The 15,447-nt window shown below is 35.7% G+C and carries 12 protein-coding genes; 5 read left to right on the forward strand and 7 right to left on the reverse strand.

Features of this window, described 5'->3' with window-relative positions:
- Nucleotides 1-1,316 precede the first annotated feature (1,316 nt).
- Nucleotides 1,317-2,297, forward strand: coding sequence for a gene transfer agent tail collar protein BgtC (bgtC, locus tag V5N68_RS04885; RefSeq protein WP_332066067.1), 981 nt, complete (start codon nt 1,317-1,319; stop codon nt 2,295-2,297).
- A 367-nt stretch (nt 2,298-2,664) separates the two neighbouring features.
- Here the strand turns inward: bgtC and V5N68_RS04890 are convergent, their stop codons facing one another.
- The 5 genes from V5N68_RS04890 to V5N68_RS04910 form a co-directional block, all read right to left on the reverse strand.
- A complete protein-coding gene (locus tag V5N68_RS04890; protein WP_332066068.1) occupies nt 2,665-3,459 on the reverse strand; it encodes a heme ABC transporter ATP-binding protein in 795 nt (264 codons plus the stop codon).
- Complete coding sequence (locus tag V5N68_RS04895) at nt 3,456-4,553, reverse strand: FecCD family ABC transporter permease (protein WP_332066069.1); 1,098 nt, start codon at nt 4,551-4,553, stop codon at nt 3,456-3,458. Before V5N68_RS04895 ends, V5N68_RS04890 begins: the two co-directional genes overlap by 4 nt.
- Before the next feature lies 1 nt (nt 4,554).
- The gene (locus V5N68_RS04900; RefSeq protein ID WP_332066070.1) at nt 4,555-5,460 is read right to left on the reverse strand and encodes a heme/hemin ABC transporter substrate-binding protein; all 906 of its coding nucleotides are present in this window, start codon (nt 5,458-5,460) and stop codon (nt 4,555-4,557) included.
- Between the two features lie 15 nt (nt 5,461-5,475).
- Nucleotides 5,476-6,522, reverse strand: a complete 1,047-nt coding sequence (locus V5N68_RS04905; RefSeq protein WP_332066071.1) for a hemin-degrading factor — start codon at nt 6,520-6,522, stop codon at nt 5,476-5,478.
- A gap of 269 nt (nt 6,523-6,791) precedes the next feature.
- On the reverse strand, nt 6,792-8,963 hold the full coding sequence (locus V5N68_RS04910) for a TonB-dependent hemoglobin/transferrin/lactoferrin family receptor (RefSeq protein ID WP_332066072.1): 2,172 nt from the start codon (nt 8,961-8,963) through the stop codon (nt 6,792-6,794).
- A 242-nt stretch (nt 8,964-9,205) separates the two neighbouring features.
- Here V5N68_RS04910 and V5N68_RS04915 point away from each other — a divergent pair, with 242 nt between their 5' ends.
- Complete coding sequence (locus tag V5N68_RS04915) at nt 9,206-9,967, forward strand: TonB family protein (protein WP_332066073.1); 762 nt, start codon at nt 9,206-9,208, stop codon at nt 9,965-9,967.
- Nucleotides 9,968-10,076: 109 nt separating this feature from the next.
- Here the strand turns inward: V5N68_RS04915 and V5N68_RS04920 are convergent, their stop codons facing one another.
- Nucleotides 10,077-12,182, reverse strand: a complete 2,106-nt coding sequence (locus V5N68_RS04920; RefSeq protein ID WP_332066074.1) for a lytic transglycosylase domain-containing protein — start codon at nt 12,180-12,182, stop codon at nt 10,077-10,079.
- 271 nt (nt 12,183-12,453) lie between these two features.
- Here V5N68_RS04920 and dapA point away from each other — a divergent pair, with 271 nt between their 5' ends.
- Entirely contained in the window at nt 12,454-13,338 is an 885-nt protein-coding gene (gene dapA, locus V5N68_RS04925; RefSeq protein ID WP_332066075.1) for a 4-hydroxy-tetrahydrodipicolinate synthase, read from the forward strand.
- Nucleotides 13,339-13,357: 19 nt separating this feature from the next.
- Entirely contained in the window at nt 13,358-13,831 is a 474-nt protein-coding gene (gene smpB, locus V5N68_RS04930) for an SsrA-binding protein SmpB (RefSeq protein WP_332066076.1), read from the forward strand.
- A gap of 35 nt (nt 13,832-13,866) precedes the next feature.
- Here the strand turns inward: smpB and V5N68_RS04935 are convergent, their stop codons facing one another.
- Nucleotides 13,867-14,535: a uracil-DNA glycosylase gene (locus V5N68_RS04935; RefSeq protein WP_332066077.1), complete on the reverse strand. Its 669-nt coding sequence runs from the start codon at nt 14,533-14,535 to the stop codon at nt 13,867-13,869.
- A gap of 473 nt (nt 14,536-15,008) precedes the next feature.
- Here V5N68_RS04935 and rpoZ point away from each other — a divergent pair, with 473 nt between their 5' ends.
- The gene (rpoZ, locus tag V5N68_RS04940) at nt 15,009-15,407 is read left to right on the forward strand and encodes a DNA-directed RNA polymerase subunit omega (protein ID WP_332066078.1); all 399 of its coding nucleotides are present in this window, start codon (nt 15,009-15,011) and stop codon (nt 15,405-15,407) included.
- Nucleotides 15,408-15,447 lie beyond the last annotated feature (40 nt).

Here is a 15,447-nt window from a genome sequence, read left to right on the forward strand (position 1 = left end):
TCATTTTTGTAGAAAAGACAGCCAATGTTTTTTGATGTATGGGCAAAACAATATCCTCCATTGATAGCTCTTTATAAATAGCGCATGAAATATACAGTAGAGAGTAGCTTTTACTCTGTTATGATCATAAATTTAAAATTTTTTTTGAAACTTACATAAAGAATTATGAAATATAGTTTCAAAAAGATATTTATCAAATTAAGTGAATCGTTGATTAAGTGGTTAGGTGATTACATTTTTACAGCTTGAGTATCTTGATAGAAGCATACGAGAATATTTGGTGAAGTACGCTTCATAAATAGAAATACTATTGGTAAATATCTATTTCAAAGATATTTTATTGTTCTTGCAAAAAAACTCTACATATAGTAAACTATCAGCTAAATATTGGGGGGAATTGCTTGAAGTACGCTTTTTAGGGTATGCTATGCTTTCTTTGTAAAAATGGCAAAGAAGGTAAGCGTTTTATTAGCATAAATAGCATAAAATTGAGATGAACTTTGATTTGAGAAAGGATATGAAAGAGATATCCTTGGTATGTCGAGTGCGTTATTTCATAAGTCGGGGCATTTTGAGGTAAAGATTATCTTTAGTAGTGGTTTAGATCGAGGATAAAAATGCTCAAAAAGGATAATCGCTTAGCAAGATACATTTAGCAGAATTAGCAGAAGATAAGGCGTTTGAAAAAGCATTCTGTGTGCAGAAAAAGAAAACGTGTGGGTGATACAAAAAGTTTGTAGAAGTTTTTTGGCTTATTTAATCTAAATGACTATTAAAAAGAAATGTAAGTTATTTTGATAAAATAACTTATGAAGTCTTTGTATTACAAGGTAAAAGATGGAAGCTACTGTATAAATTTCAAAATGTATATAAACCTATATAAGGTGTAAAAACAGACAGTGCAAATGTTATTGAGTAAATCATTTTGAAACGTTGGTAATATCAGAAAGTGCAAGAAAGCTTTATTCAGGTTATACCAATTGCCTAAGAATTTTCTATTAAGGTTATAGGAGAGTAAACGCATTGCTGTATGTTCATACAGCAAGGTGTTTTTATGAATAATATTTATAAGTCCTATGATTTGGTTTTATTAATAATAAAAAGAGGAGGGTAGTGTATATTAAATCGAGGGGAAATAAAATAAGAAAACAAACGCTGTATAAAATATAAAAGTAAGTGAGATATATAAAATCGATAATAATAGAGGTTTCTGTACTTTTGTGCACATACCCTAGGTTATTTAATTTATCAAAAAGGCAATTGGATTGCCTCATTAAAATCAAAAGAGTTATTAAAGAAGAACAGGGGGACTTATAATGTCTAATATTTACGATTGGTCGTTAACAGCTGATGAAAACGCAAACTCAGATGATATCGTTAATTGGGCAGAAGGTCAACCACCTAGTTCTGTCAATGATAGTGCACGTGCGATGATGCAGCGTGTGCGCGAATATCTTGCAGATAGTGGTGGTTCTATTGATTCAAAATTTATGATTAATGCAAAAGAGAAAACAACATCAATTCTGCTGAAAACGGTTTCACCTATAACTCAATATAAGAATGATATTATTGTGCGTTTTAAAGCACGCGGAGAAAATATTGGTGTAACGACAGTCGTTGTTAATAATTTAGAAGAGAAGCTTATATATAAAGCAACTGATATAGGTATTATACCATTAAAAGGGGGTGAGCTACAGTCAGGTGGTATTTATGAAATGGTATATAATGATGATGTTTCAGCAAAAGATCAGGATGGTTGGTATTTATTAAATCCTACGCCAATTCCACCCCCAAAAATAGAAACTTTTCCTCCAGGATTTATTGCAACATTCGCGATGCGAGAAGTGCCAAGTGGTTGGCTTTTATGTAATGGTGCTACCTATGAACGTAAAGATTATCCGCGGTTATTTCAAGCAATAGGTGATCAATGGGGAAAAAAAAGCGCTACAACCTTTAAAGTTCCCGATTTTAGAGGGATGTTTTTACGTGGTTTTGATGATGGTCGGGGTTTAGATCAAAACAGAAGTTTTGCAGATGAGCAGAAAGACAGTATAAAAGCTCATACACATGCTTGTACCATTGAAGAGGCAGGAGAGCATAATCACACATTCCAATATGATACAATGAAATATCGTCCTATTGGTCTTGGTGGTAAAGTTGCTATGATTAATTTTATAAAAAACGACGGTGAAACAGATCCTTCTGGTATACACACGCATGAAGTGACCATTTCTTCTACGGGTGAAGCAGAAACACGACCTGTTAATGCAACGGTTGTTTACGCTATAAAATCATGAGTTTTTTGGATAATTAGTAATTTATCTGCTGTTTATAATGTTGCGGACACGGAAAAAATCCGTGTTCTTTTTTATACAAATAGCAAGTGATTTTTAAAACTAGAAATTTGGAGTATTTATAATAACAAAGTTATTTTCTTTTTAAGTTACGATATAATATAACAAACACCTATCTTAAGTCCTTTTCATACTAAAATATATCCTTAGGAAGAATATATTATAAATCTATGATAAAAAAAGGTAGTGATTTGCTATGATGTATAGTGCTCTTACCCAGTCAGAAAATAGTTAAGTTAATAACCTATTAATATATTTTTTCTCTTAAAAATTATTTTTTGATTACATCAAATAGATTTTCATGCTGCTTTCATAGGGAGGATGCTGTTTGTGGTAAAATAAAAGGAATATCTCCTTTAGGCAATTCAGAAACTGTTAAGGAGCAATGATAAGCATCACGCAAATTTTTGGTTGTTAAAACATCATAGACATTGCCTTCACAATAAATTTCTCCTTGTTTTAATAGTATCATTTTATCTGCATAATGTGCAGCTAAGTTAAGATCATGTAAAACAGCAAGAACACCACCGCCACGACGAGCAAAATCTTTAGCAATATCCATAACAACGAGCTGGTGTTGGATATCTAGATTAGCAATAGGTTCATCTAATATCATCCAACGAGGAATCCCACTATAAACAGGTTTCCATATCTGACAAAGTACACGGGCAAGCTGTACTCTAGCTTGTTCTCCACCTGATAATTTGTGATAGTATTGGTTACTATAGTGCGACAGCCCAACATATTCTAAAGCTTTTTGGGGAAGATTCTGTAATTCGGTTTTTTCCATAGTTAATTGATTTATGGAAAGACCGAGTTCTACTACTTCATACACTAAAAAAGGAAATGCCAATGTTGTTGATTGTGGTAAAACTGCACGCATCATTGCCATTTTATAAGCTTTTGTTTGAGCGATATCGAGACCATTTAAAGTCATTTTTCCACTATAAGGAATTTCTCCACTGAGTGCTTTGATAAAAGTACTTTTACCGGAGCCATTAGGACCAATGATAACGGTAAGAGCACCACTCTTAGCGTGAATATTAACATGGTTAAGAATCTGTTTTTTTCCGCGTTGAACGCAAATATTAATTGCTTCGATCATGGAGAGTTTGTCTTCCGTTTACGTATAAGTATCCAAAGGAAAAAAGGTGCTCCAAAGAGCGCTGTTACAATTCCAATTGGCAATTCTGCAGGAGCGACGATTAAGCGCGCAAAAGTATCAGCAAAAATAAGTAATGATGCTCCTAAGAGAGCAGAACAGGGAATAAGATAGCGATGATCAGGACCAATCACTTGACGAAGAATATGTGGCACAACAATTCCTATAAAACCAATGCCACCACTGACGGCCACGGCGCTACCACACATAAGTGCGACAAGAAAGATAGAAATATTTTTAACACGTTGAATATGGAAACCAATATGGCCAGCAACAGATTCCCCAAGAGAAAGGGCGTTAAGTGCTCGTGATAAAAAAGGAGAAAAAAGAAGGCCGATGCAAATAAAAGGCAAAGCAAGCCAAACTTTCAACCATGTAGTGCCTGCAAGAGAGCCAAGACTCCAAAAAGTAATATCACGTAACTGTTGATCATTGGCAATAAAAATTAATACTCCAACGATAGCACTGCTTAAAGAACCAAGAGCAATACCTGCAAGAAGCATTGTTGCAATAGAGGTGCAGCCATGACCCGTTGCTATGACATAGAGAGTAATGGTTGATAGAAGTCCACCTAAAAAAGCACCTATGACTATTTTATAGGATTCTAGAAAAGGTAAAAATGAAGAGGGAAAAGCAATACCAACAACAATTGCCAAAACAGCTCCAAGACTTGCTCCTGCTGATACACCTACAATTCCAGGGTCTGCAAGAGGATTACGAAAAAGTCCCTGCATGAGAACACCAGAGACAGCCAGGGCTGCTCCAACTAACACACCTAAAATAATACGGGGAAGTCTTATCTCGATAAGTATGAGGTAATCATGAGTTTTACTACTTACTGCAAAATCTTGAGTGAGCATCATATTGATGAGGTCAAGAAAAGAAGCATTTGATGCGCCATTTAAGAGGCCACCCCAAATGCTGAAAGCAAGAAATAATATTAAGCTTAATAATACAATTTTTCCCGAATTTGCTCGGTTTTCTCTTTTATTTTCTTTTGTTTCAGGTGTATGTATCATAAACGTATTGTCTACCATTTTACCAGCTTGTATTGTTTTTCTTTGCACCATAAAGTATATTAATAACTTCTTTTGATGCGCTTGCAGCACGTGGACCAAACCCTAAAAGATACATGGCATCCATCTGTTTAATGGCGCGGTTTTTTGCTGCAGTTGTTGCTTGAATTGCTGGTATCGCTAATATTTTATCAATATTAGCAGATTTCCCACTATGGTGTATAAGCAAAATAACGTCAGGATTTGATTTCAATAATGCTTCATTATTTAAGAGTTTATATCCCTTATAGTCCGATATGGCATTGATACCACCTGAAAGTTTTATCATACCATCAGCGGCTGTCCCCGTTCCAGACGCCATAACACGCCCATTTTGTACAGATAAAACAAAGAGAACACGTTTTGGTTTGCTTATTTTTGCTAAAAGAGCATCATTCTCTAAAAAGTCATGATTGACTTTTTCAATTAATGCGGCTGCTTGCACTTCTCGATGAATTGCTTTGCCAACGAGACGAATTTTTTCTATTACACTTTCACGGGAATAATTTTCCGGTATAATTACCATGGGGATAGATGCTTTTTTGAGAATTTCGATTGTTGAAGGAGGTCCGCTTCCTTCTACAAGCAATATTCCTTCTGGAGCAAGCGATAAAACGCCCTCAGGGGAAAGAGTGCGCATGTAGCCAAGTACAGGAAGTTTGAGTGCTTCCTGTGGGTAGACACTTGTACTATCACGTGCAATTAGCTGATCTTGCCCTCCTAGCGCATAAACAATTTCTGTAAGTGCTCCACCAATAGAAACGATGCGCGCATGTTCGGGAAAATGAGTTGTAGGTTCAGCAACAACTTGTTTCAAAAAGCATGTAGAAAAAAGAAGGGTACAAACAAAAAAAATGTTCGAGAATCTATGCAAAAAAGATGCGAACATATCCGATTTCCTTTTCTAAGTTATTGCTATTTCTTGGTTTTGGGAAAAACTTTTTAATAAAGAGCGCCAATCTTGACGTTCTTTTTGACCTTCCTTACGTACACCAAAAAATTGAATAACCATGTCATTATTTTTGTTGAAAACTTCAAGTGAGCTAACATAACCATCGCTCGTAGGTTTACGAACACACCATACCTTTTCAACTCCAGACATTAATAAATGTAGATGAAATTTTTGATCTAGAACATTAATCCAAGGCCCCATTGCCTTAATGTTTTTTATTTTTCCACTAAAAATTTGGATACATCCTTTGTTTCCAACAAAGCACATAATCGGTATTTCTTGTTGAACAACCCGATTAAGCATCATTTCAATAGCGTCTATTTTTAATTCATTGGCAAATTCATTTCCAGCATATTTTACAGCATCATGCCTATTAATTTTTAGTTCAGAAATAATTTGATGAAGCTGATGTACGTCTGTCATATTGCGCCAATGTTCTTGAAATTTATCAATATCAATATCTGTTATATCATGTTCTGCTTGAGGGGGGGGAGTAGTAGAGATATCAAGAATAGATGATTGCTCTTTATGAAGCAATTTGTTAACAAGGTTATCCCATTCCTCCATATTCGTTGCGTCTTTGGAATAGAGTTTGAAAACGGCAACACCATATTGATCAAAAAATTGCAAGCTTTTTGTAGGTTGCCCTAAGATAACCATTTCATATTCAAAACCGAATTTCCATTGTTTTGCAAAAATACGCAAATCAATTTCACCAAGCGTGAGAGGAACATGTTGGCTTTGAACAACTTTTTCAAAACATCCTGTTATTTCGTGTACTGCTTCTTCATTGCGCGTTAATGCCATAACTGTTCCAAGTTTAGGAGCATGTTCCAAAAAAGTTTTGACATCAGCTTCTAATCTTTTTGCTTTTTCAGTTGTACAATAGGCTGCAATAAGCTCCGCTTCAGATATGCCAATCGATATTGCAAAGTCACGGTTACGCATTTCTTGCTTCTCTTCGTGTAGGCTAATGATTTTCTCAGCTGTATATAACATGAATTTTCCTTACGTTTGTTACAAGAGTAGCTTTTAAATTTTATAACTCAAAAGCAACAAGTTGAACTATTATAGACTAACAGTTCAACCTATCACAAAAACCAATCACTACTATCAATAGCAGAGAAATTCAAAAAACGATAAATCACGAATAATCAAAGTCTTTATTTCAATCTTCTTGAAAAAACTAAAGCGCAAATACAATAACCTAACAACCCATTTTTTATCGATATGATTTCTAAAAATAATCAACTGTTTAATAGAAAAGATTAAAATTTCTGCACAAATGATACCCTCAAATTACGACCAGGTTGAGTATAATAATCCAGTGGTATTGTACCTTTACTGGTAGGAATATCTGATACCTCCCAATATTTTGTATTAAACAGGTTATAAACGCCAGCTTTTATAACAAGTCCTTTTTCGCCGAATGGTTTCCACCAACCTGAAATATCAACTACTTTATACCCCGGAATTTTTTGGTGATCAGCTTCTTTTGCGACTTTATCCCGTTTAGCCGCTATGGTAAAGACAACATTGGTTCCCCAAAGTTTCTTTGAATATCCTAAGTCGATAACTGCTTTTAAGGGTGGAATTGAGTTTAGATACTCATCTTTGTCAATATCTTTTCCTTGTAAATATGCAATGGAAAACTTGCTATGAAAGTCGTTATTAAGAATCAAATGCGCCTTTGTTTCGATACCCCAAATATGTACTTTTGAACGATTTATATAGTGACGACGTGAAAATTTAAATTCTTCTGATGGTCCTTTATCTATAGTATCTATAAAATCTTTATATTGATTTGTAAAAGCACTAATAGAACCACCAAAGTCTACATTTCCATACTTTATACCAATATCATATCCATTACTCGTTTCTGGCCTAAGGTCAGAATTTCCCTTGACATAATAAAGACCGGGTTTGATGTAAGAAAGATAAAGCTCAGAAACACGTGGTGCGCGGAAAGCGTGAGACCATTGGGCAAAAAATGTCACTTGATCACGAGCATCCCATTCCATACGTAATTTAGGAGAAAAATGTGATCCACTTTTCTCTGGAGGATATCCATCAGTAACGAGCGCTTTTTCATAAGATGCTGTTTTTTGAGGGGTATGCTTATACCAATCATAACGAATTCCAGGTGTTACACGGAAGTGGTTATCAGCAAAGCCCATCTCATCTTCCAAAGCTAAACCAAAAATATAGCTATCGGTATCTGGCGATTCTGATTGATTTGCTGGCAAGAAAGCACAACCTTGGGCATTTTCTGGTAAATGACAACTATCTTTACCTAACATATAATGGTGAAATTTAGATAATGAAGCATTTGTAGCGAGTTTTGTTGTATGGCTTACACTACCAATATTCGTTTTTTTTAGAATATTAGCATTAAAACCGTAATTGGTATCATGAACAACATTATCTCTAAGGTATGCTCCCTTTGGGGCTCTAACACGATGCCCACTCATGATATGATTAGTTAGTTGCTTTTGCCAATAAAGTTGCCCATGAAATGCATCAAAAATAGTGTCACCATGGCCATTATAATCATAAGAAAGAGAAAAACGTTCACGATGTTTCTTCTCTTGATCATAAACGGATCCTGGAGAATATCTCGTAGAAGCATTCAATGTATGGGTGTTATTGTGACGGTGAAAGCGCTCTGCTGTAAAACCAAGTTTATGTTCGTCACCGAAGTATTGATGAATTTTAAAAAGTAAATTATTTTGGTCAAAATTAGCAGGGTTTTTGCGTGTGCGGTTTTCATAACCCTCTATTGTTCCCATATTTTTGCGCTCATGACCCTCTGAACGAGACCCTTGAAAAAGCAAAAACGTTTGGTGATTACGTATTGCGATAGCTTGATCTAAACGCCAACTATTATCAACGGAATTATAACCACCTTTTATAAGACCTCCCCAATTTTTTTCTTTAGTAATTAGGTCTTCAGGATTAAGGGTGCGCAAAGAAACAACCCCTCCCAATGCGCCAGATCCATAGATACTTGAATCTGCTCCTTGAATAATATCAAGGGTGGATAGTGCACCAAAGTCAAATGTTGTATTACCACCTTTTCCACGAACTATATCTTCAAACCATGGTAGAGCAATACCATCTATCGTTGTAAGAACACGGTCTGCATCTAAACCGCGAATCGCTATGCTATTCTTTTTTGGGTTGTAGGACACAGACGGATCAAGACGGCTAACATCATAGATATCGCTTATTTGCTTCGCATTAATATCCTTAGAAGTTATACGATTGGTTAAAATGGTAGCCGAATCCAAAGCGTCTTTTTTTCCTTTAATAACAATTGGTTGGAGCTCAGTTATAGAATCTTTATCATTATTTTGTGCAAAAACAAATGAAGGTATACAGACCGATAGAGCACTTAAAATTAGGCAGTTTCTGTAGATATTTTTTCGTCTCACTAGCATAACACGTCATAACCTTTTCTTAATTGCCCCCCTCCGCAGGCTTAAAATTTAGACATTAAAACATTTGACCCGCTGATAATAAATTAGCCAGCCAAGTAGGGAATGATTTGAAATTAATACAAAACCACACAAAAACCATATTAAACATGAGTAAATCAATCAAGAAAAAAATTGCAATTTTTCAATTGCCTGTTTTAATAGTTTTGAACACTAGTTTCATCTTAAGTTAACGGTGAAAAACTATGAATTTTATAAATATTAAGCGATCATTAATCCTTTGGGTTAGCGCGTTTATTGGTGCTTTTTCTTTGCATGTAGGATTAGGAGCGCAGTTTTATTCTCGTGATACTGGTATAAGCAATGGCATGCTTTCACAGACAGTTATGTTGACTTTTGAACAAGATCAAGAGGTAGCATATTCAGATATGAACATGTATGAAGAAAATATTGATACAGAAGATACATCGAATACCAATACAGTTTCAGAAACGTTACACTCTGATTTATTAGAGCCATCAGAATCAGTGGAAGAGATTCAGCCAGAAGAATCTCAAAATATTGTAGAAAAAAATGATTTTACAGTATCTATCCCCCAAATAGAGCAAAAAGTGCATGTCAAAAAAGCTTTGCAGAAGCCAAAGTCGATAGTAAAGCAGCAATCCAGTGCAAAAATGAAAAACAAATCTGCCGCTCGTCGTAATGGCGATATGGCGGCTTTTGAGAATGCGTTGTTAGCCGAATGGTTGGCAAAGGTACAAGCACAATTAGAGAAACAAAAAAAATATGTTATGCGACAATATACTAGTCGTGCAAAAGGAACTGTGCAGTTAGAATTTAGAGTGCATGAACAGGGGGATATTTTTTCTAGTCGTATTGTAACTTCTTCAGGTAATATAGAACTTGATCAATTAGCTATGTCAGCATTAAAACGTGTAGGTAGCTTTCCATTTCCACCTCCATCAAAGGTGAATAAAATCATGAGAGTATCGTTGATATTTAGTTGATTTTGCAAGACTTCTAAGATTAATTTTTACATTGCTCATTTGGGTAATAGTATAATGCTTTGATTATGAATAATGAATTGTTTTTCAGTAAGTAAGATGTTTTATTATTTTACCTTCCAGCGATAAGATCAGCTTTTATATCTGTTGTTCCTGTAAGTCGTGCTTTGTAAACTTCATAATTTTCCATGACACGCATTACATAATTACGTGTTTCTGAATAAGGGATGCGTTCAATCCAGTCGATGACCGTGTCAAGAGATTGTCCACGAGGATCACCGTAACGCTTTATCCATTCATTAGCTCGACGGGGACCCGCATTATAACCTATAAGGGTTAGTATATAGGATCCGCCAAAACGTTCTAATTGTTCTTCTAAAAAATGAGCACTTAAGACAACATTATAACTAGTGTCATTACTAAATTTTGTAGGTGACCATGTAATAGAATGCTTCTTTGCAAGCGCTTTTGCTGTTGTGGGGAGTAATTGGAGCATACCTTGTGCTCCTGCTTTTGATATAGCCGTTGGATTAAATTCGCTTTCTTGGCGTGCAATGGCGTAGACAAGAGCTCGTTCTATTGTAGAAATATTGGTAGATGCTGGAATAGCACCGATCGGATGAGAAAGTGCACCAACATTTTTACCTTGGAAGATAGCAGTTTTTCCAATTTTAAGACTAGTATAATAGTCGCCATTTTTTTCTGCCATGACGGCTAGAAGAGCTAATTCTCCAGGACTTGTTATTTTTTTCCCCAGTTCTTTATAGAAAAGCTTAGCAAGATTATTATAGCCCACTAATTCAAGTCGTTGAATTACTTGAACGCTCTTCCGTGCATAAAAACGTTGTCGTTCAACGGTTGTTGGTTTAGGAAAAGCAATATTGAGTCTTTTTCTATTAAGCCGTGAAGCTGCTAATTGCCCATAGTAAGTTGCATTAAAATGGGCTGCGTGATGAAAGTAATGCTGAGCATTTTTATGTTCTCCTAAAACTTCCGCTGTTTTTCCCATCCAATAATATCCGCGAGACGCTGAAATAGGAGACGAAGATAATTGGGGGATTCGCGAAAAATGATGCATAGCTAATTTAGCATTGTGTAGAAATCGCAGTGCATACCATCCTGCATGAAACTCAACATCAACAGCCAATGAAGATGTTATACCGGTATGGGTGGCAACAAGTTGATAGGCAATTTGAGGTTTATTCAAATCAAGCATTTCGCGAGAAAGGACACGCCGTTCTATCCACCATGCATCAGGGTTAATCAGGTGTGATACATCTTTTGGGGCCTTCATCATAAGTGCTGCTGCATTACTATATTGCCCAGATCTTCGAAGATAGCGAATTTGAGCAAACTGTAAAAGAGGGCTTTTTTGCCACGATCGATCAACAGATCGTAATTTTTGAGCAGCTTTAGGATCATTTCTTTCAACGGCAGAAAATGCATCAAAAAGAGATTGGGCATGAGCTAATTTGGCAACTCTTGCAGCTGAATCTATCCTATGTGCGTAAAGCATAAATTGCATGCGTTTTAGATGATCTATAGGCTTTAATACAGTACTTACATTTTTAAGAATAAGCTCTTCTTCTTGTTCATTGAGTTTCGTTGTATGCCACCATGGAGCGATAACTTGTTGTGCACGGGTGAATTGTTTAGTAATGATAAGAGCTTTAATGAAAGCAGCCATGCCTTCAGCTGTAAGAGGAGGGTGATGAGAAAATTTTTGAATAATTAAATGCGTAGCATAAATCTCATTGACAAAAGCGCGTTCAGCATTACGTTGCATGATGTTTATGCCAGGCCACCCTTGAAGTTCATTAATTGCATTGAATATTTCAGAACTTGGTATGTTTGCTTTGTTTGATAAACTGATTGCCCATGTCAAGATATGACGGTCAAGACTATCTTTTTTCAATGAATTACGAAGGGTTATTGTTTGTGAAATATTGTTATTTGAAAGTGCGTCTAAACCAGATTTAAGCTGAGTAAGTGCAGTTATATCTCTGACAGCAGGGGTGTTATGAGTTATCTCATAGATATGTTTCAGTGGTACTTTATGTTGTGTATTCGTGGTAGATATACTAGGCTTAGTTAGAGGGATTGGAGCTTTTTTGTGCAAAGGAATTGCTTTTGCAAATGTATTTGCAAACAAAGCTTTTATTGCAAGTATGAGTATAGTAAAAGTTAACACGAAAAAGGAGTTAGAGAATGTACGCATAGAAAAAGACCTTGAGACCTTGCTTTTTGTGGACACTCTAAAACTTTTAAAATATAAGCGTGAAGAACGTGTTAATGTACAAATGATACTTTTGAATTAGAGTTTAATGGTATGAGCTAATCTTGTTGAATCTTTTGTGAAATTCATCTTGCTTCAATAATAGAGCGGGATTATGTTCTATCGTTTATTATTTATATCGGGATTATGTTCTATCGTTTATTATTTATATAAAGCAGTTTTTAAATAAGCTTAACATTACAGGGAGTTCATTATGCTCAAAGGAGCCGTGACCGCGCTTATTACACCATTTGATCGCAATGGAGTTATTGATGAGCAGGCATTTTGCAACTTTATTGATTGGCAGATTGCAGAAGGTATCAACGGTGTAAGTCCTGTTGGCACAACGGGTGAGTCGGCGACTTTAAGCCATGCAGAACATAAGCGGATTATAGAGTTATGTGTTGAGAGGGTTGCCAAACGCGTTCCTGTTGTTGCTGGAATTGGATCAAACAGTACAAGTGAAGCTGTAGAGCTCGCGCAGCATGCAGAAAGAGCTGGTGCGGATATGGTTTTAGCTGTAACCCCTTATTATAATAAACCTAACCAATGTGGTTTATATACGCATTTTTCTTCAATTGCTAAGGCTATTTCTATTCCTATTATAATTTATAATATTCCTGGACGCTCTATTATCGATTTAGCTGTAGAAACTATGCAAGATCTTTACAGGGACTTTAAAAATATTATTGGCGTTAAAGATGCGACAAGTAAAATTGAGCGTGTTAGTGAACAACGTGAAAAATGTGGTAAAGATTTTATACAGCTTTCTGGTGATGATAGTACTGCGTTAGGTTTTAACGCACATGGGGGTGTGGGATGTATTTCGGTTTCTTCTAATGTTGCTCCAAAGTTGTGTGCAGAGCTTTATGCTGCTTGTTCTCATGGGGATTATAAAACAGCGTTAGAATTAAACGATCGTTTGATGCCTCTCAATCGTGCAGTATTTATTGAGCCAAGTCCTGCAGGTATTAAATATGCTGCTGCAAAATTAGGTCTTTGTGGTGATACTGTTCGTTCACCGATTGTACCATTAACAGATGCTACAAAGAAGACTATTGATTTAGCTTTACAGCATGCGGGTCTTATTAAAAAGTAAATAATATTATAATGTAGTCATGAATAAGAAGAATGCTTCAATACGGAAGATAATCGCTGATAACCGTAAGGCTCGTTTCAATTTTGAAATTCTTGATGATATTGAAGCTGGTCTTGTTCTTCAGGGTGCGGAGGTAAAATCTTTACGTTCCAATCGTGCTAATATTGCTGAAAGTTACGCTAGCTTCGAAAATGGAGAGTTATGGTTAGTTAATAGTTATATTTCTGAATATACACAAGCTAATCGTTTTAATCATGAGCCACGCCGTTTGCGTAAATTATTAATTACAAAGCGTGAAATGGCTCGTTTTTTTAATGCAACTTCTCGCGAAGGAATGACCCTTGTTCCGCTCAAACTTTACTTTAATGAGCGAGGTCGTGCTAAATTAGAGATTGCTCTTGCTCGCGGAAAGAAGCTTCATGATAAGCGAGAAACGGAAAAGAAGCGTGATTGGGGACGTGAAAAAGAACGACTTTTAAAAAGATATAGATAATCATATATCTTGTTCTATAGGGTTTAAAAAATGTTTTAGCATTGATCTAGATATGTTCTTGCGGCTTGAAAGATTTTATGGAACATGATGTCTGTCAGTCGACCGGTATTGGTATTATAGCGTGAACAATGATAACTTGAGAAAATGCGCAATCTACCTATATCACTTATTTTCCCATGTCCAAAGGGATGTGCTAGAATTTTTTCATTTAAGGCACGTATGGTTGAATGATGGGCTATGGTGCCAAGAGTGATAACGGCTTTAAGCTCGGGAAGGTTTGTTAAAAGGGGCGAAAAAAAATATCGGCAAGTATTGATTTCAGTTCCAGTGGGTTTATTTTCTGGAGGAACACAACGGACTGAGTTTACAATTGCTGCGTCAATTAATTCGAGATTGTCATCTGCTTTTTCTTCAAAGGTGCCTCGGGCAAAACCGAAATTTTTTAAAGTAGAATAAAGTAAGTGTCCTGCATAGTCGCCGGTGAAGGGACGGCCGGTTCGGTTTGCTCCGCGTAATCCAGGAGCAAGACCAATAATCAAAAGACGTGTCGTAGCTGCGCCATTATAGGGGAAAAATGGATTGACTGGTGCATTATGCCAAGTCGGCTCTTTTATACGCCAGTCAGCGATAAATTTGTTTAAACGGGGGCATAAGTTACAATTTTGAGGAGGTTCTGGGTAAGGTGACATTAATTGGTTATTCATAGTCGCAAATATTAATCATTTTTTGTAAAAAACTCTTAAAGCTATGTATAAGATATCATATTTGTAAACAATTTCATGATTATTATAAATAAGCTGTTTATAATATAATGGCTAAACACAAAGTTATTGTTGACTGTTTGTGTAGAGGTGCAATTTTAGAAATTCTTTAACTAAAGAAAACGTTGACTAATTATTTTATGCGATAGGATTAAAATTTTTCCAAGTGTTATAAAAATTCATATCACTTTAGAATAATATTTTGTAGAGAGGAATTTCGTTCGTGGGCACAATATTTAAATCGTTCATTTTGAAAAAGCATTCGTAGCTTATTTGAGTAAGTTGTTTAGACTTTTATAAATTAAGATGTTTTTACAAAAAAATATTGATGCTTGTGTTTTCTTCTGATTGTTGTATATTGTTATACAATATTTTTTAAAAACCATATAGAACAACCTTTAAGAAAAGAGGTATAAATGGCCCGCGTAACTGCAGAGGACTGTATTGATAAAGTTGATAATCGCTTTGAGTTAGTGCTTTTAGCGGGGCATCGAGCGCGTCAGATTTCACAGGGTGGGCAAATTACAGTTGATCGTGATAATGATAAGAATCCGGTTGTTGCATTGCGTGAAATAGCTGAAGAAACGTTATCTCCTGCTGATTTAAAAGAAGATCTTATTCATTCGCTGCAGAAACATGTGGAAGTAGATGAGCCGGAAGTATCGAGCGAATTTATTTCTCTCTCGAGTGAATCTGAAAGTGTTTTGGGAACTTCATCAGAGGATGAGGGGTCTTCATTTGATTATATGTCGGAAGAGGATCTTTTGGCGGGCATTGAAGGTTTAGTTGTTCCTGAGAAAAGTGATGATTATTAACTTTTGAAGTCCACTGTTATAAAGTTAATATAGGTTGTTG

Source organism: Bartonella eidoli (assembly GCF_036576145.1).
GTDB lineage: Bacteria > Pseudomonadota > Alphaproteobacteria > Rhizobiales > Rhizobiaceae > Bartonella.